At 67.2% G+C, this 17569-nt stretch carries 17 protein-coding genes and 1 pseudogene; 16 read left to right on the plus strand and 2 right to left on the minus strand.

Annotated elements, in window-relative coordinates; genetic code table 11:
• Window positions 1-7 precede the first annotated feature (7 nt).
• The 9 genes and pseudogenes from AC5JCN_RS07770 to bmt all read left to right on the plus strand — a co-directional run bounded on the left by AC5JCN_RS07770 (window position 8) and on the right by bmt (window position 8493).
• Window positions 8-1018: a 4-hydroxyproline epimerase gene (locus AC5JCN_RS07770; RefSeq protein WP_495754466.1), complete on the plus strand. Its 1011-nt coding sequence runs from the start codon at window positions 8-10 to the stop codon at window positions 1016-1018.
• Window positions 1019-1294: 276 nt separating this feature from the next.
• Entirely contained in the window at window positions 1295-2221 is a 927-nt protein-coding gene (locus AC5JCN_RS07775) for a branched-chain amino acid ABC transporter permease (protein WP_495754943.1), read from the plus strand.
• A gap of 4 nt (window positions 2222-2225) precedes the next feature.
• Window positions 2226-2489, plus strand: a pseudogene (locus AC5JCN_RS07780) (DUF3382 domain-containing protein); the annotation flags it as partial.
• A 171-nt stretch (window positions 2490-2660) separates the two neighbouring features.
• Window positions 2661-3962 carry a high-affinity branched-chain amino acid ABC transporter permease LivM gene (gene livM / locus AC5JCN_RS07785; RefSeq protein WP_495754944.1) on the plus strand — a complete coding sequence of 434 codons (1302 nt, stop codon included), beginning with the start codon at window positions 2661-2663 and terminating at the stop codon, window positions 3960-3962.
• Window positions 3962-4840, plus strand: coding sequence for an ABC transporter ATP-binding protein (locus tag AC5JCN_RS07790; RefSeq protein WP_495754467.1), 879 nt, complete (start codon window positions 3962-3964; stop codon window positions 4838-4840). The genes livM and AC5JCN_RS07790 overlap by 1 nt, the downstream gene beginning before the upstream one ends.
• Window positions 4837-5592 (plus strand): ABC transporter ATP-binding protein, encoded by a 756-nt coding sequence (locus AC5JCN_RS07795; protein ID WP_495754468.1) that lies wholly within the window; start codon window positions 4837-4839, stop codon window positions 5590-5592. The genes AC5JCN_RS07790 and AC5JCN_RS07795 overlap by 4 nt, the downstream gene beginning before the upstream one ends.
• A 17-nt stretch (window positions 5593-5609) precedes the next feature.
• The gene (locus tag AC5JCN_RS07800) at window positions 5610-5969 is read left to right on the plus strand and encodes a DUF6867 family protein (RefSeq protein ID WP_495754469.1); all 360 of its coding nucleotides are present in this window, start codon (window positions 5610-5612) and stop codon (window positions 5967-5969) included.
• Window positions 5970-6093: 124 nt separating this feature from the next.
• The gene (locus AC5JCN_RS07805) at window positions 6094-7209 is read left to right on the plus strand and encodes a branched-chain amino acid ABC transporter substrate-binding protein (RefSeq protein ID WP_495754470.1); all 1116 of its coding nucleotides are present in this window, start codon (window positions 6094-6096) and stop codon (window positions 7207-7209) included.
• 267 nt (window positions 7210-7476) lie between these two features.
• Window positions 7477-8493, plus strand: coding sequence for a betaine--homocysteine S-methyltransferase (bmt, locus tag AC5JCN_RS07810; protein WP_495754471.1), 1017 nt, complete (start codon window positions 7477-7479; stop codon window positions 8491-8493).
• A 6-nt stretch (window positions 8494-8499) separates the two neighbouring features.
• Here the strand turns inward: bmt and AC5JCN_RS07815 are convergent, their stop codons facing one another.
• Complete coding sequence (locus AC5JCN_RS07815) at window positions 8500-9228, minus strand: cytochrome c biogenesis CcdA family protein (RefSeq protein ID WP_495754472.1); 729 nt, start codon at window positions 9226-9228, stop codon at window positions 8500-8502.
• 247 nt (window positions 9229-9475) lie between these two features.
• Here AC5JCN_RS07815 and AC5JCN_RS07820 point away from each other — a divergent pair, with 247 nt between their 5' ends.
• Complete coding sequence (locus tag AC5JCN_RS07820) at window positions 9476-10021, plus strand: hypothetical protein (RefSeq protein ID WP_495754473.1); 546 nt, start codon at window positions 9476-9478, stop codon at window positions 10019-10021.
• Window positions 9997-11001: a P1 family peptidase gene (locus AC5JCN_RS07825; protein ID WP_495754474.1), complete on the plus strand. Its 1005-nt coding sequence runs from the start codon at window positions 9997-9999 to the stop codon at window positions 10999-11001. The genes AC5JCN_RS07820 and AC5JCN_RS07825 overlap by 25 nt, the downstream gene beginning before the upstream one ends.
• Window positions 11002-11005: 4 nt before the next feature.
• Here the strand turns inward: AC5JCN_RS07825 and AC5JCN_RS07830 are convergent, their stop codons facing one another.
• Complete coding sequence (locus AC5JCN_RS07830; protein ID WP_495754475.1) at window positions 11006-12247, minus strand: NAD(P)/FAD-dependent oxidoreductase; 1242 nt, start codon at window positions 12245-12247, stop codon at window positions 11006-11008.
• Between the two features lie 176 nt (window positions 12248-12423).
• Between AC5JCN_RS07830 and rpe the strand changes: the two genes are divergently transcribed.
• The 5 genes from rpe (at window position 12424) to pstA (ending at window position 17569) form a co-directional block, all read left to right on the plus strand.
• Window positions 12424-13098 carry a ribulose-phosphate 3-epimerase gene (gene rpe / locus AC5JCN_RS07835; RefSeq protein WP_495754476.1) on the plus strand — a complete coding sequence of 225 codons (675 nt, stop codon included), beginning with the start codon at window positions 12424-12426 and terminating at the stop codon, window positions 13096-13098.
• A gap of 16 nt (window positions 13099-13114) precedes the next feature.
• Window positions 13115-14422, plus strand: coding sequence for an adenylosuccinate lyase (gene purB / locus AC5JCN_RS07840; protein ID WP_495754477.1), 1308 nt, complete (start codon window positions 13115-13117; stop codon window positions 14420-14422).
• Between the two features lie 231 nt (window positions 14423-14653).
• Window positions 14654-15694: a phosphate ABC transporter substrate-binding protein PstS gene (gene pstS / locus AC5JCN_RS07845; RefSeq protein WP_495754945.1), complete on the plus strand. Its 1041-nt coding sequence runs from the start codon at window positions 14654-14656 to the stop codon at window positions 15692-15694.
• 100 nt (window positions 15695-15794) lie between these two features.
• Window positions 15795-16727 carry a phosphate ABC transporter permease subunit PstC gene (pstC, locus tag AC5JCN_RS07850; protein ID WP_495754478.1) on the plus strand — a complete coding sequence of 311 codons (933 nt, stop codon included), beginning with the start codon at window positions 15795-15797 and terminating at the stop codon, window positions 16725-16727.
• Complete coding sequence (gene pstA / locus AC5JCN_RS07855; protein ID WP_495754479.1) at window positions 16727-17569, plus strand: phosphate ABC transporter permease PstA; 843 nt, start codon at window positions 16727-16729, stop codon at window positions 17567-17569. The genes pstC and pstA overlap by 1 nt, the downstream gene beginning before the upstream one ends.

Consider the following 17569-nt stretch of genomic DNA (forward strand, 5'->3'; position numbering starts at 1 on the left):
AGCGGCGGTGGCGACACACACCTTCTTCTGCGTCGACGGGCACACCTGCGGAAACCCGGTGCGCCTCGTGGCGGGGGGCGGCCCCCGCCTCGAGGGCAGCACCATGGTGGAGCGCCGCGCCCACTTCCTCGCCGAATATGACTGGATCCGCACCGGGCTGATGTTCGAGCCGCGCGGTCACGACATGATGTCGGGGGCGATCCTTTACCCGCCGACCCGGGAGGATTGCGACATCGCCTTCCTCTTCATCGAGACCTCAGGATGCCTGCCCATGTGCGGGCACGGCACGATCGGCACGGTCACGATGGCGCTGGAGCGCGGCCTCGTGACGCCGCGGGAGCCTGGCGTTCTGCGAATCGACACGCCGGCCGGGCTCGTCGTCGCCCGCTACGTCCAGAGCGGCCCCTTCGTGGAGAGCGTGCGCATCACCAACGTGCCTTCCTACCTGCATGCCGCCGGGCTGACGGCGGAGGTGGAGGGGCTGGGCGAAATCACGGTGGATGTCGCCTATGGCGGAAACTTCTACGCCATCGTCGAGCCGCAGAAGGCTTTCCCCGGGCTCGAGCACGTCGATCCCTCCGACATCCTGCGCTGGAGCCCTAAGGTTCGGGCGGCCTTCCGGGAGACATTCGACTTCGTGCACCCCGAGAACCCGGCCATCCGCGGGCTGTCCCACGTGATGTGGACAGGAACGCCCCGGCACCCCGAGGCGCATGCCCGCAATGCCGTGTTCTACGGCGACAAGGCGATCGACCGTTCGCCGTGCGGCACGGGCACCTCGGCGCGCATGGCGCAATGGGCGGCCCGCGGCCGGCTCGGCCCGGGTGACGACTTCGTCCACGAATCCATCATCGGAACGCTGTTCCGCGGGCGCGTGGAGGAGAAGACCGCGCTCGGCGACCGCGAGGCGATCATCCCGTCGATCGAAGGCTGGGCGCGCATGACCGGCTACAACACGATCTTCATCGACGATCGTGATCCCCTGGCCCATGGCTTCCAGGTCAAGGATCGCGGCTGAGCCCCGCTCCCGGCGGCGCATGGGTGACATGCGCCGGGCGGAAAACGGCGGCGACATCGCCCTCAACCGCGTTTCCCACCACGGACTGGGGGTCTCCCCGCGATTTCCCCTTTTTGTCGGAAAGATGACGGCCCATCATTGTGGGCGGAGTGCGCACTTGGTAAGAGACCGTAAACCGGCGCGGGCTCCTGCGGGCACGCTGCTTGCTTGCGACAATGGCGGCTCCAGATCGCCTTCCCGTCCGCAGGCCGCGCCAGGAGGGGAGTGGCTTCTCTCATGTATTGTAGCGTCGACCAGTTGCCCCAGCAGCTCATCAACGGGCTCACGCTGGGGTCCATTTATGGTCTGATCGCCATCGGGTATACGATGGTCTTCGGCATCATCGGCATGGTGAACTTCGCCCATGGCGACGTCTTCATGGTGGGCGCCTTCATTGCGCTCATCCTGTTCATGATCGCGACCGCATGGATCGGGCTCGCCGTCGTTCCCGCCCTCATCATCGTGCTCGTGCTCGGCATGGCGCTGACGGGGCTGTGGAACTGGACCATCGAGCGAATAGCCTACAGACCCTTACGAGGGTCGTTCCGGCTGGCGCCGCTGATCTCGGCCATCGGCATGTCGATCTTCCTCGCCAACCTCGTCCAGGTCGTGCAGGGGCCGCGCAACAAGCCCCTGCCCCCGATGCTTCCCGGCACCATCACGCTGATGGGCGAGGGCTCGACCTCCGTCGTGCTCGCCTACAAGCAGATCATCATCATGGTCGTCACCGTGGTGCTGCTGGCGGTGTTCTGGTGGCTGGTGCAGAAGACGCCGCTCGGCCGTGCCCAGCGCGCCTGCGAGCAGGACCGCAAGATGACGGCACTGCTCGGCATCGACGTCGACAAGACGATCTCGCTGACCTTCGTCATCGGCGCCGCGCTCGCCTCCGTGGCAGGCGTCATGTACCTCATGTACTACGGCGTCGTGAGCTTCTCCGACGGCTTCAACCCGGGCGTGAAGGCCTTCACGGCGGCGGTCCTGGGCGGCATCGGCTCGCTGCCCGGCGCCGTGCTCGGCGGCCTGCTGATCGGCCTCATCGAGACCTTCTGGTCGGCCTGCTTCACCATCGACTACAAGGACGTCGCAGCCTTCTCGATCCTCGCGATCACGCTGATCTTCCTGCCAACCGGCATTCTCGGCCGGCCGGAAGTGGAGAAGGTGTGACCCGATGACCTCGCCAGCTTCCGAGCCCATCGCCGTCCGCGCGCCCGCGGCGGCAAGTGTCCTGCGCAACGACGTTTCGATCGGCAAGGCCCTGCGCGACGCCGGCTTCGCCGCGCTCGTCATGCTCGGCCTTGCCTTCCCGATCCTGCTGCTGCGCACCGACCAGAACATGTCGAACCAGCTGGTGCTGACGCCGAGGCCGGGCCTCGTCGTGGTCGCCTGCCTCGGCGTCTTCATCGGCCGCTTCATCATCTCGATGTTTGCCGACACCATGACGCGCCTGCTGCTGGTCAGCGGCGCCTATGTGCTGCTCGGCCTCCTGCTGCGCGCGGCCAGTGCCGGCGTCGACTCCTTCACCATCGGCCTGCTCGTCGTCGGCCTCGTCATCCTGGCACTGGCCGTCCTGCACCGGTCCATCAGCGACGGTGTCGCGAAGATCATGGTGGTGCTGGGCACCGTCATCGCGACCATCGCCATCGTCGTCGGGATCAGCTCCGGCTTCGCCGCCGTGAGCGGCTCGCTTGCCGCGGCCGGCATCGCCTCCGTGGCGCTCGGCCTTCTCTGGCAGAGGGGTATCGCCGGCGGCTCCATGCAGGCGGCCGGGTCCTATACCGGGCGCGGCTCCACCATCAGCAAGTGGCTCGGCCCGGCCTTCATCGGCTTCATCGCCGTCTACCCCGCCGTGGCGCTGGCGCTGACGGGCAATGCCGGCGCGATCAAGTGGATCGACAATTTCGGCATCCAGATCCTCATCTACATCATGCTGGGCTGGGGCCTGAACATCGTCGTCGGCCTCGCCGGACTTCTCGACCTCGGCTACGTCGCGTTCTATGCGGTCGGCGCCTACGCCTACGCCCTCATCGCGACGCAGGTGATCCCCGCGACCTTCCCCGAGCTCGGTGTCTGGGCGTTCTGGATCTGCCTGCCCATCTCGGGGCTGCTGGCCGCTCTCTGGGGCATTCTGCTCGGTTTTCCCGTGCTCCGGCTGCGAGGCGACTATCTCGCCATCGTCACGCTGGCCTTCGGCGAGATCATCCGCCTCGTGCTGATCAACTGGGTCGCCTTCTCCAACGGCTATGCCGGCATCTCCTCGATCCCGCGGCCGTCCTTCTTCGGCATCCCCTTCAACGCGTCCGACAAAGGCTTCGCGGCCGTCTTCGGCCTGCCGTTCAGCCCGATCTACCGCACCATCTTCCTCTACTACGTCATCCTGCTGCTGGCGCTGCTGACCGCCTACGTCACCGTGCGCCTGCGCCGCCTGCCGATCGGCCGGGCCTGGGAGGCGTTGCGCGAGGACGAGATCGCCTGCCGGTCGCTGGGCATCAACACCACCAACACCAAGCTCACCGCCTTCTCGCTGGGCGCCATGTTCGGCGGCTTCGCGGGCTGCTTCTTCGCCGCGCGCCAGGGCTTCATCTCGCCCGAGAGCTTCACCTTCATCGAATCCGCCCAGGTGCTGGCGATCGTCGTGCTCGGCGGCGCAGGCAGCATTATCGGCGTGGTGATCTCTTCGGTGCTGCTGGTGGGCGGGTTCGAGATCCTGCGCGAACTCGACGTGCTGAAGCAGGTCTTCGGTGAAAGCTTCGACCCCACGCAGTACCGCACGCTGCTGTTTGGCCTCGCCATGGTCCTCATCATGCTGTGGAAGCCGCGCGGCCTCATCTCGCAGCGCGAGCCCACGGCCTTTCTCAAGGAGCGTCGCGCCGTCTCGAGCTCGATGATGAAGGAGGGCCACGGCTGATGGCTGCCTCGACCTCCTCCGCGCTGCTCCATGTCGAGCACGTCACCATGCGGTTCGGCGGCCTCGTCGCCGTCAACGACCTCTCCTTCGAGGTGCACAAGGGCGACATCACGGCGCTCATCGGCCCCAACGGTGCCGGCAAGACCACGGTCTTCAACTGCATCACCGGGTTCTACAAGCCGACCGAGGGGCGCATCACGCTGCGGCACCCCAATGGCTCGTCCTGGCTGCTGGAGCGCCTGCCGGACTTCAAGATCAACGCCAAGGCGCGCGTCGCGCGCACCTTCCAGAACATCCGCCTTTTCCAGGGCATGACCGTCCTGGAAAACCTGCTCATCGCGCAGCACAATCCGCTGATGGTCGCCTCCGGAATGACCGTCCTCGGCGTGCTCGGCATCGGCGGCTACAAGGCGCGGGAGCGCGAGGCGGTCGAGCTCGCCAAGTACTGGCTCGAAAAGACCTCGCTCACCGACCGCGCGGACGATGCCGCGGGCGAACTCCCCTACGGCGCACAGCGCCGGCTCGAGATCGCACGCGCCATGTGCACCAATCCCGTCCTGCTCTGCCTCGACGAGCCGGCGGCGGGCCTGAACCCCAAGGAAAGCCTCGAGCTAAACACGCTCCTGCGCTCGATCCGCAATGACCACGAGACCTCGATCCTGCTGATCGAGCACGACATGTCCGTGGTCATGCAGATCTCCGACCACGTCGTCGTGCTCGACTACGGCACCAAGATCGCCGACGGCACGCCCTCCGAGGTGCAGAACGATCCCAAGGTCATCGCCGCCTATCTCGGCGTGGACGACGAGGAGGTCGAGGAGGTCGAGGCCGAGGTGGAGAAGGTCGCCGAGGAAGTCGGAACGGGAGCCGCCAGATGAGCGCCTCGCCTGCGCCCACACAACGGGCCAAGGAGCCGCTTCTCGCGGTCCGTGGCGTCAAGACCTACTACGGCAACATCATCGCGCTGAAGGGCGTCGACATCGACGTCGACTCCGGCGAGATCGTGACGCTGATCGGCGCCAACGGCGCCGGCAAGTCGACGCTGATGATGACGATCTTCGGATCGCCGCGAGCCCGCGAGGGCCGCATCATCTATGACGGCCGCGACATCACGCAGATGCCGACGCACGAGATTGCGCGACTGCGCATCTCGCAGTCACCCGAGGGGCGGCGCGTCTTCCCGCGGATGACCGTCTACGAGAACCTCCAGATGGGGGCCTCGCTCGACGGCTTTGCGCACTTCGACCAGGATCTCGAGCGCGTCTGCACGCTCTTTCCCCGCTTGCGGGAACGCCTGACGCAGCGGGGCGGCACGCTGTCGGGCGGCGAGCAGCAGATGCTGGCCATCGGACGCGCGCTGATGGCGCGCCCCCGCCTGCTGCTGCTCGACGAACCCTCGCTCGGACTGGCGCCCCTGATCGTCAAGCAGATCTTCGACGCCATCCGCGACCTCAACCGAACGGAGGGGCTTACCGTCTTCCTGGTGGAGCAGAACGCCTACCATGCACTGAAGCTCGCGCACCGCGGCTACGTCATGGTCAATGGCCTCGTCACGCTCTCCGGGACGGGCAAGGAACTCCTCGCCAACCCCCAGGTGCGCGCCGCGTACCTCGAGGGTGGCCACCACTGAATCCGGAAGGCGCGATCATGCAGGGCGTCCTCTACGAAGAGAGCTCGTTTGGACTGTTTCTCCTCGTTTCCATCATCATGGGCGGGCTGGCAGCATGGCAGTCGGGCCGCTCCATCGCGCAGACTTGGCGGCCGTACTGGACGGTGATTCCCTACATGTTCGTGCTGGGGGTCGGCGTGCGCTTCATCCATTTCGCACTGTTCGAGGGACACTTCCTGTCCCTCCACTACTACCTCGTCGACGTCGCGATCCTGATCGTCTTCGGCAGCCTGGGCTTCCGCTACAAGCGGACGAACCAGATGACGACGCAGTACCGCTGGATCTACGAGCGCAACGGCCCCTTCAGCTGGCGCGAGCGTGCCAGCGAGGCGGGGTGACCATCACGAAGGTTTTCGAGTGACTCCCGGCTGATTTCGCGGCAAGAGTCGACGAATGCGGTGGGAGACTTTCGGAGAAGACGAACCCGGAACAAGGGTTCGAACCACCAGAGGGGAAGTGTCTATGAAGAAAGTTCTGATGACCGGTATCGCGTTCGGCGCCGTCATGATGGCGTCGGCGATCGCTCATGCCGAAATCAAGCTCGGCGTGGCCGGCCCGATCACCGGCCCGAACGCAGCCTTCGGCGCGCAGCTCGTCAACGGCGTGCAGCAGGCGGTCGAAGACATCAATGCAAAGGGCGGAATTCTCGGCCAGAAGGTGGTCGTGGTAACCGGCGACGACGTTTCCGATCCCAAGCAGGGCGTCTCCGTCGCCAACAAGTTCATCGGCGACGGCGTGCAGCTCGTGGTCGGTCACTTCAACTCCGGCGTGACGATCCCGGCCTCCGAGGTCTATCAGGAGAACGGCGCCATCGTGATCTCGCCTTCGGCCACCAACCCGAAGCTGACCGAGCGTGGAATGTGGAACGTGTTCCGCACCTGCGGCCGTGACGACCAGCAGGGCAAGCTGTGGGCGGAGTACGCCAAGAAGAACCTGGCAGGCAAGAAGATCGCCGTCGTCCATGACAAGACGACCTACGGCCAGGGTCTTGCCGACGCCGCCAAGGGCTTCATGAATGCCGACGGCATCAAGGAAGTGCTCTATGAAGGCGTGAACACGGGCGAGAAGGACTTCTCGGCGCTCGTCTCCAAGATCAAGGCTTCCGGCGCCGACGTCGTCATGTGGGGCGGCCTGCACACCGAAGGCGGCCTGATCGTGCGCCAGATGCGCGACCAGGGTCTGAAGACGGTCATGATGTCCGGCGACGGCATCACCTCCGACGAGTTCGCCACCATCGGCGGCGACGGCGTCATCGGCACGCTGATGTCCTTCGGTCCGGACCCGCGCAACAATCCGGCCGCGAAGGCCGTGGTTGACGAGTTCCGCGCCAAGAAGTTCGAGCCCGAGGCGTATACGCTCTACAGCTACGCCGCAGTGCAGATCCTCGCCCAGGCTGCCGAGCAGGCCAAGGCCATGGACACCAAGAAGATCGCCGAGGTGATGAACTCCGGCAAGCCGTTCAAGACCGCGCTGGGCGACATCTCCTTCGACAAGAAGGGCGACCGTACGTCGCTCGACTACGTGATGTACGTCTGGAAGAAGGACGACAAGGGCAAGATCACCTACGTCCAGCAGTAATCTGCCTGGCACGTGATCGGAAAGGGCGCCTCGGGGCGCCCTTTTCTATTGTTGCGCAGCGCATCACGGTCTCGTCGCCATTCTTTGAGGAAGAGGCGAGCCCCACTTCATGAGTTCCAGGACTCCACCCCTTCAGGCGCACGCGCGCCAGCGTCTCCCTCCGGCTTCGGGAAGGGGCAGCCATCCGCCTTTCCGTACGCGCCGTCCGTTTTGACAAACGCAAGCTGCTTGCTTAGTGACAACCGTAGAATCTCTCCGAGGTGTCGCGTGACCGACCGACTGACCAGGCTTCTCGCCGAGCGCCCTGCCCTCCTCGCCGATGGCGCGACAGGCACGAACTACTTCGAGATGGGCCTTGCACCCGGCGAGGCCCCCGAGGCGTGGCTTCTCGAAGCGCCGGAGAAGGTCAAGGATCTGCACGCCCGCTTCATTGCCGCGGGGTCCGACGTCGTCCTGACCAACACCTTCGGCGCCAATCGCTTTCGCCTGAAGCTGCATGGTCTCGAGGAGCGCGCCGCCGAGCTGAACCTCGTCGCGGCGAGGCTGGCGCGCGAAGTCGCCGACGCCTCCGGCCGGGACGTCGTCGTCGCCGGCTCGATGGGCCCCACGGGTGAGCTCTTCGAGCCGCTGGGCGCGCTGACGCCCGAGGCCGCCGTGGCCGCCTTCGCCGAGCAGGCGCGCGGCCTGAAGGAGGGCGGCGCGGACGTGGCCTGGATTGAGACCATGTCGGCGCCCGAGGAGATCGAGGCCGCAGCGCGCGGTGCAATCCAGGCCGGCCTGCCCTTCGTGTTTACCGCGAGCTTCGACACGGCCGGGCGGACCATGATGGGGCTGACGCCGCAGGCGCTCACGGCGCTTGCCGATGCACTGCCCGAGAAGCCCATCGCGATCGGCGCCAATTGCGGCATCGGCCCGGGAGATCTCGTCGCTTCCATCCTGTCGATGAGCGATGCCGAAGCGGCTGCCGGCCGGCACGACCACGTGTTCGTGGCCAAAGGCAATTGCGGCATCCCCACGCTCGTCGGCGGCAAGGTGCACTACGGCGGCACGCCGGAGATGATGGCCGACTATGCCCGCCTGGCGCTGGCGTCCGGCGCGCGCATTATCGGCGGGTGCTGCGGCACCTCCACCAGCCACCTCATGGCCATGCGCAAGGTGCTGGACGAGAATGCGCCGCGCCAGCGGCCGACCATCGAGGCGGTCGAGGCGAGCCTGGGCGCGATAACGCGGCCCAAGAGCTCCGAAGGCCGCAGCCGCTCGGGCCGCCGCGCCCGGGAGGCCTGAGCCGGTTCAGCCGAGCCGGCCGAGGGCCGGGAAGGTCTCGAGCAGCCAGAACGACATCTGCGTGAACGAGCCGGTGAGGAACGCCACGCCGGTGACGACGAGCAATGCTCCCATCGTTTTCTCGACGATGTGCATCCGGCTGCGGAACCGCTTCATCATTGCCGTGAACGGCTCCAGCGCGACCGCCGCGAGAAGGAACGGGATGCCGAGGCCGGCCGAGTAGACGGCCAGCATGACGGCTCCCCGCATGACCGTGTCCTCCGATCCCGCCACGGCGAGGATCGTTGCGAGGATCGGCCCGATGCACGGCGTCCACCCGAACGCGAACGCCAGCCCCATGACATAGGCGCCCCACAGCCCGACCGGCTTCTCGACGCTGACCCGCGCCTCGCGGTAGAGCATGGCGATCCGGAACACGCCGAGGAAATGCAGGCCCATCACGATGATGGCGCCGCCCGCCAGCAGCGAAAGAATGTCCAGGTACTGGCGAACGACCTGCCCGAGCAGCGACGCGGTCGCGCCGAGCAGCACGAAAACGGTGGAAAACCCCAGGACGAACAACGCCGCCGCAATCAGGATGTCGCGCCGCGCACGCCGCTCTCCGCCTTCAGCGAACTCCTCGATCGAGGTTCCCGCGACATAGCAGAGGTACGGCGGCACGAGAGGCAGCACGCAGGGGCTCAGGAAGCTGAGAACACCGGCGAAAAGGGCTGCTGGGATGGAAACGTCGGACATGCCGGCGCCTTGTAGCGGCTTGCCGGCCCTTGGGGAAGGCGGGGCGAACACGCCTGCATCACAAGCCCATCAGCTTGTGTATTCCCGCGTCCTGGCTTCACGCAAATGCGCGGGTTTCGCGTGTCCTGCAACCGGAACCACGTAGGCGCCGTGTCCCGACGGAGTACAGTGGGCTGCCTTCGTTTTGCAGGTGGCGGTCGTTTCAGGCGTCTTTTTCAGCGGTTCGTTTTCAGCACGGAGTTTCATTTTGCAGGAGCGAGCCGCCCTTTACGGCGTGGTGACCGGCTGGGCGTGCCTGTGGGCCTGCCTCGGTCTCCTCAGGCTGGCAGGCATGGGGGTCGGTTGGCCATCCTCGATCGCGGGCATGGCGGGTGCCGACCCGGGGCAGGTCTTCCAGGTGCCGGAACTGGTGGATCGCCTGTTCGGCCTCGCGCAGATCGGAGTGGCAGCGGCCTTCGTGAACGTCCTCATCCCGCGCGGGCCCGCACCGCCGGCCGACCGCGCACTGGGCGCCTGCGCCTGGGCGATGATCGTGCTGGGCATCGGAACGGCGGCCGACAGCATCACCGGGCACCTGCCCGCCGTCGCGCTGGACGCCGTGCTCTTCATCGCGGTCGCTGCCACCGCGGTCTTTGCGGGCACGGCCGACCACCGGCTGGGACGCGCAGGCCGCGGGCGGGTGTTCATCTGGGCGCGCAAGGGCACGCTGCAGGATGACCCTGCCGGAGCCCTTGCGGCGGGAGCGGCGGTCGAGGAGTATCGGCCGCCGTGCAGAACCTCCTCACAGATGTAGCTGGACTGAAGGTCGGCAACGCCGCCTCGCCACGCCACGCCACGGGCGTGACCGTGGTCCTGTTCGACGAGCCCGCATCGGCGTCTCTCGCCGTGCTCGGCGGCGCACCGGGCACGCGCGACACCGACCTGCTCGATCCCGAGATGACCGTCGAGGCGGTCGACGCCATCGTTCTCTCCGGTGGCTCGGCCTTCGGGCTGGACGCCGCGGGCGGCGTGCAGGCCGTCCTGGCGGAGCGCAGCCGGGGCTTCCGCGTCGGCGTCCACACCATTCCCATCGTGCCTCAGGCCATCCTCTTCGACCTCGCCAATGGCGGAGACAAGGACTGGGGCCGCACTCCCCCCTATCGCGAGCTCGGCATCGAGGCCTGCGAGGAAGCCATGTCCGGCTTCGGCCTCGGCACGGTCGGCGCCGGCTACGGGGCGACAACCGCGGGGCTCAAGGGCGGCCTCGGCTCGGCCAGCACACGGACTCCGTCGGGCTACACCGTGGGTGCCATCGTGGCGGTGAACGCCGTGGGATCGGCCGTGATAGGCGACGGACCGCATTTCTGGTCCGCGCCCTACGAGCGGGCCGGGGAATTCGGCGGCCTCGGCTGGCCCCAGCGCTTCACGCCGGAAGACCTCGTGCCGCGGCTGAAGGGCGGCCCGATCGAGAACACCACCATCGCAGTCGTCGCCACCGACGCGCAGCTCACCAAGACGCAGTGCAAACGCGTCGCGCTGGGTGCCCATAACGGCCTCGCCCGGGCGCTCCGGCCGGCCCACACGCCGCTCGACGGGGACTCGGTGTTCTCCGCGGCGACAGGCAGGATTCCGCTGCACGATCCCATCCTGGGCGTGGTGGAGATCGCCGTCGCGGCAGCGGACTGCCTGGCGCGCGCCGTGGCCCGCGGTGTGTTCGAGGCGCGCGCACTGCCCTATCCGGGAGCCCTGCCGGCCTGGAGCGAGCGCTACGGCCGGATCATGGTCTCGCCCTGAGCGCCTACTGGAACCGCGCCGCGGAGAAGGGCGCGGGATTGGCGAAGGGGGTCTCCCCCGTCATCAGCTCCGAAAGCAGCCGCCCGGTGGAGGCCGCCAGCGTCAGCCCGTGATGGGCGTGGCCGAAGGCGAACCAGAGCCCCTTGTGCCGGGGAGCCTCGCCGATGACAGGCCGCATGTCGGGAAGGCAGGGCCTGGCTCCCATCCAGGGCTTCTCGTCGACGCGCTCGTCGAGCGGAAACAGCTTGCGCGCCGTGGGCTCGGTCCGCTCGAGCTGCACGGGCGTGGGCGGCGCGTCCCGGTCGGCGAACTCGGCGCCCGTGGTCAGGCGTATGCCGCGCGACATCGGGGCCAGGACATAGCCGTTTTCCGCGTCGAGCAGGGTGTGGTGAAGGACTGCATTGCCCTTGGGGCGGTAGTGCATGTGGTAGCCGCGCTTGACCGCGAGCGGGATGTCGTAGCCGAGCGGCCGGAAGACGCTGTCCGACCACGGCCCCATCGCGAGAACGACCTGCCCGGCGCCGATCGGGCCTGCCTCGGTCGTGACGCTCCAGCCGTCGCCGGACTGGGCAAGGCTTCGCGCATCGCCGGCGAAGAGGCCGCCGCCGCGCTGTTCGAAGAGGTGGAGATAGGCGCGCGAAAGGGCGGCGGGATCGTTGATGCAGACGGGGTCGAGGTAGTGGATGCCGCCCGCGATGCCGTCGGCGAGGTTGGGTTCGCGCTGGCGCAGCGCATCGCCTTCGAGCACCTCGAACTTCACCCCGAAATTGCGCAGGGCGTATGCATCGCGCACCGCAGCGTCGAGCTTGGACCTGGACCGGAACAGCTTCAGCCATCCGGTGCGGCGGACCAGCGGCGTCGCCCCGGCGGCCTCGATCAGCGGTTCGTGCTCGGAGACGGAATGCTCGATCATCGGCAGCAGCGCCCGCATCGCCTCCTCGTGCCGCTGCGGCGCCGCGTTCCACCAGTAGCGCGCGAGCCAGGGCGCGATGCGGGGCAGGTAGCTGGCGTGGTAGTGCGCCTCCGGCGTGTTGTTCAGGCCGTATTTGACGAGATCGCCCAGTCGCCTGGGGAAGGCGTAGGGATAGATGGAGGCGCGCTCGATCAGCCCGGCATTGCCGAAGCTGGTCCCCTCCCCCGCGCCCTGCCGGTCGACGATGGCGACCGACCGCCCTTTCTCCTGAAGCTTCAGCGCCGTCGCCAATCCGACAATGCCTGCCCCCAGCACAACCACGTCACGCCGCATCGAACGACTGTCCCTGAACCCGTTGTTTTATTGAAGCAGACCATAAGCTCCGCACCGGTCCCGTACCACGGCGGCAGACGCAAGGCACGTGTCCACGCGGGTCGGGTGGGCGGGCCGTCCCCGGCCCACACGCCCGCGCCATTGCGCAGCGCCCGCCCGGGTGGTACGCGCGGGGAATGGCCCGCCCGATCATCATCGCACCCTCCATCCTGGCTGCCGATTTCGCCCGCCTCGGCGAGGAGGTGAAGGCGGTGGACGCCGCCGGAGCGGATTGGATCCACCTCGACGTGATGGACGGGCACTTCGTGCCCAACATCACCTTCGGTCCGGACGTCGTCAGGGCCCTGCGCCCGTGGTCCACCAAGACCTTCGACGCGCACCTGATGATCGCGCCGGCAGACCCGTTCCTCGACGCCTTCGCGAAGTCCGGGTGCGATATCATCACCGTCCATGCCGAGGCCGGACCGCACCTGCACAGGTCGCTCCAGGCCATCCGCGCACTTGGAAAGAAGGCGGGCGTCGTCATCAACCCGGCAACACCCGAGGACGTGCTGGGCTACGTCCTCGATAGCGTCGATCTCATCCTGCTGATGACCGTGAATCCCGGCTTCGGCGGCCAGGCCTTCATCCCGGAGGTGGTCGGCAAGGTGCGCCGCGTCGCGGACATGGTCGGCGAGCGTTCGATCGACATCGAGATCGACGGGGGCATCACGCCGCAGACCGCGCCTCTCGTCGTCGAGGCGGGTGCCAATGTGCTCGTGGCCGGGTCTGCCGTCTTCAAGGGCGGCCCGGGCACCTATGCGGAAGCGATCACCGCCATCCGCAGCGCCGCCGAGGCGGCGCAACGCTGACCTCGAAAGGACGAGCATGATCCCGCGCTACAGCCGGCCGGAAATGGTGGCCATCTGGTCGCCGGAAACCCGCTTTCGCATCTGGTTCGAGATCGAGGCGCATGCTTGCGACGCGCTGGCCGAACTGGGCGTGATCCCGAAGGAAGCGGCGCGGACGATCTGGGAAAAGGGCGGCGCCGCCACCTTCGACGTCGAGCGCATCGATGCGATCGAGCGGGAGGTGAAGCACGACGTCATCGCCTTCCTGACGCACCTCGCCGAGTTCGTGGGTCCCGACGCGCGCTTCATTCACCAGGGCATGACGTCTTCCGACGTTCTGGACACATGCCTCGCGGTTCAGCTGGCCCGCGCCACCGACCTGCTCATCGCCGACACGGACGCATTGCTCGCAGCGCTGAAGCGCCGGGCGCTCGAGCATAAGCACACGCCCACCATCGGCCGCTCGCATGGCATCCATGCCGAGCCCACCACTTTCGGCGTGAAGCTGGCGCAGGCCTATGCCGAGTTCGACAGGGCGCGGGCGCGCCTCGTGGCAGCGCGAGCGGAGGTGGCAACCTGCGCCATCTCCGGCGCCGTCGGCTCCTTCGCCAACATCGACCCGCGGGTCGAGGAGCATGTGGCAAAAGCCATGGGCCTGACCCCCGAACCGGTATCCACGCAGGTGATCCCGCGCGACCGGCACGCCATGTACTTTGCGACGCTGGGCGTGGTCGCCTCCTCCATCGAGCGTCTTGCGACAGAGATCCGGCACCTGCAGCGCACCGAGGTGCTCGAGGCTGAGGAGTACTTCTCCGAGGGCCAGAAGGGCTCCTCGGCCATGCCGCACAAGCGCAATCCCGTGCTCACCGAGAACCTCACGGGCCTCGCCCGCATGGTGCGCGCCTACGCATTGCCGGCCATGGAGAACGTGGCGCTCTGGCACGAGCGCGACATCTCCCACTCCTCCGTGGAGCGCATGATCGGCCCGGATGCGACCGTGACGCTCGATTTCGCCCTGGCTCGGCTGACCGGCGTGGTCGACAGGCTGCTGATCTACCCTGAAAACATGCGCAGGAATCTGGACCGGCTCGGCGGTCTCGTGCATTCGCAGCGCGTGCTGCTGGCGCTGACGCAGAAGGGTGTCTCCCGGGAGGATGCATATCGCCTCGTCCAGCGCAACGCGATGCCCGTCTGGCGCGGCGAGGGCGACTTCCTCACGCTGTTGAAGGCCGATCCCGACGTCTCCCGGGTGCTGAGCGACGCCGAGCTCGAGGAGAAATTCGACCTCGGCTACCACACGAAGCACGCCGACACGATCTTCCGGCGGGTGTTCGGAGACAGCTGAGCCGGCTCACGCGCGAATCCCCTGATCCGCCTCGTCCGGCCGGCTCACGCGCGCGCCTCTCGCGCCCAACTGACGGCGCGGACTGCTCCAAGCCGCGTTTCGGCCGATGTCATGCAGTTGTCATGCGAGCGTCATAACGAGAGGACGACGGACGGCCATCCTGCGGGAGCTGTCCCGGCGAATGCCGCGCAAACGCGGCACCGCAACGTCAAAGGGAGACGTTCCGTGAACATGAAAGCAATTCTTGCGGCTGCGAGCCTCGTAGCGGGGCTGTCGGCTGCCCCGGCCCTGGCGGCCGATATCACCGGCGCTGGCGCCACATTCCCCTACCCGATCTATGCGAAGTGGGCTGATGCCTACAAGAAGGACACCAATGTCGGCCTGAACTACCAGGCCATCGGATCGGGCGGCGGCATCAAGCAGATCGTCGCGCGCACCGTGACCTTCGGCGCCACCGACGCCCCGATGAAGGCCGAGGACCTCGAGAAGAACGCCCTCATCCAGTTCCCGGCCGTCATGGGCGGCATCGTCCCCGTCATCAACGTCGATGGAGTGGGCCCGGGCGAACTGACGCTCGACGGCCCCACCCTGGCCCAGATCTATCTCGGCAAGGTCGCGACCTGGAACGATCCGGCGATCGCCAAGCTGAATTCCGGCATCAAGCTGCCCGACCAGAAGATCACGGTCGTGCGCCGCGCCGACGGCTCGGGCACCACGTTCAACTTCACCGACTACCTGTCGAAGGTGAGCCCGGACTGGAAGGGCAGCGTCGGGTCCGCGACGGCCGTCGAGTGGCCGGTCGGCGTCGGCGCCAAGGGCAATGACGGTGTCGCCAACAACGTCATGCAGACGAAGGGCGCTATCGGCTACGTCGAGTACGCCTACGCCAAGCAGAACAAGCTTTCGCACACGAAGATGGTCAATGCGGCCGGCAAGGTCGTTGGCCCCGAGCTCGCGTCCTTCTCGGCCGCGGCCGAAGGCGCCGACTGGAAGGGAACGCCCGGCTACGGCGTGATCCTGTCGAACCAGAAGGGCGACAAGAGCTGGCCGATGACGGCAGCCACCTTCATCCTCGTGCCGAAGCAGCCCCAGGACGCCGCGGCCGCGGCCGACGCCCTGAAGTTCTTCGACTGGGCCTACCGCAACGGCGGCAAGATGGCCGAGGAGCTGGACTACATCCCGCTGCCGAAGTCGCTTATCTCGCTGATCGAGAAGACCTGGAGCGAAGTGAAGGGCGCCGACGGCAAGCCCGTCTTCACCCCCGCCAGCTGATCAAGCCAAACCGGGGCGGTGCGCCGAGGCGCGCACCGCCCCGCTCTTCTCACCCGGCGGGCGCGATGGCGCCGGGCACAGGTTTCACCAGGAGTCCTCGATGGTCGACATGGCCCTGCAAGAGGGGGCGCGGAAAGCGCGGCCCATCCTCGACCGCGCCCAGGCTTTGGCCCGCTTCAAGCTGTCGGATAGCACTTTCGCCTGGCTGACCTGGGGTAGTGCGGTCGCCGTGCTGGTGATCATGGGCGGCATCATCGGGTCGCTGATCGTCAGCTCGATCCCGACGTTCAGCCAGCTCGGCCTGAGCTTCCTGACCTCGTCGTCCTGGAATCCGCCGCTCGACAAGTTCGGTGCCGCCCCGTCGATCTACGGCACGCTGGTCACGTCGGCGATCGCCATGGTGATCGCCGTGCCGATCGGCATCGGCATCGCCATCTTCCTGACCGAGCTCTGCCCGCTGTCGTTGCGCCGGCCGATCGGCATCGCGGTGGAACTGCTCGCCGGCATCCCCTCGATCATCTACGGGATGTGGGGCTTCTTCGTCCTGAACCCCTTCCTGCAGACCGTGCTGGGCACCGGGTTGAGCCTGTTCACGGCCGGCCTCGTGCTGGCCATCATGGTGCTGCCCTTCATCACGTCCATCTCGCGCGATGTCTTCGAGACGGTGCCGCCGATGCTGAAGGAATCAGCCTACGGCCTTGGCTGCACCCGGTGGGAGGTCGTGAAGAACGTCGTCATCCCGTTCACGCGGGTCGGTGTCATCGGCGGCGTCATGCTGGCCCTCGGCCGGGCGCTCGGCGAGACCATGGCGGTGACCTTCGTGGTCGGCAACGCCAACCGCATCTCGCCCTCGCTGCTGGATCCCGGCACGACCATCTCGGCGACCATCGCCAACCAGTTCGCGGAAGCCGAACCGGGTCTCTACACATCCTCGCTCATGACACTCGGACTGTTGCTCTTCATCGTCACCTTCGTGGTGCTTGCGGCGGCGCGGCTCATGCTCATGCAGCTCGAGCGCAAGGGAGGCCGCTGATGCGCGACCTGAACCGCTACAGGAGCCGCGCCACGCGCAGCAACGTATGGATGGTGCTGTCGACCGCGGCCACCGTCGTCGGACTCGGCATGCTCGTCCTCATCCTCGGCGGATTGATCTGGCGGGGCATCGGAAGCCTCTCGCCCGCCGTCTTCCTCGAGAACACGCCCCCGCCCGGCAGCGCCGGCGGACTGCTCAACGCCATCGTCGGCTCGCTGCTGATGACCGTGCTGGGCGTCATCATCGGCGCGCCTCTCGGCATGCTCGCCGGCACATATCTCGCCGAGTACGGCAAGAGCTCGCGCTTCGCGATGCTGGTGCGCTTCGTCAACGACATCCTGCTGAGCGCACCCTCCATCGTCATCGGCCTGTTCATTTACAACGTCGCCGTGGCGCCGGTCGGCCGCTTCTCCGGCTTCGCCGGCGGACTGGCCCTCGCGGTCATCGTGATCCCGGTCGTGCTGCGCACGACGGAGGACATGCTCGTCCTCGTGCCCACGCAGCTGCGTGAAGCAGCGGCCGCCCTCGGCATGCCCCGCTCGCTCGTCATCCGGCAGGTGGTCTACTCATCCGCCCGTGCGGGCCTCGTGACCGGCGTTCTCCTCGCCGTCGCACGCATCAGCGGGGAGACAGCGCCGCTGCTGTTCACCGCGCTCAACAACCAGTTCTTCTCGTGGGACATGAGCCGGCCCATCGCCAACCTGCCCTACGTGATCTTCCAGTTCGCCAGCAGCCCCTACAAGGAGTCGCAGAGCCTCGCCTGGGCCGGTGCCATCATCATCACGATGACGGTGCTGATCCTCAGCGTGACCGCGCGCTCTCTGTCCGGGACGAGGAAGTGA

Source organism: Alsobacter sp. (assembly GCF_059501845.1).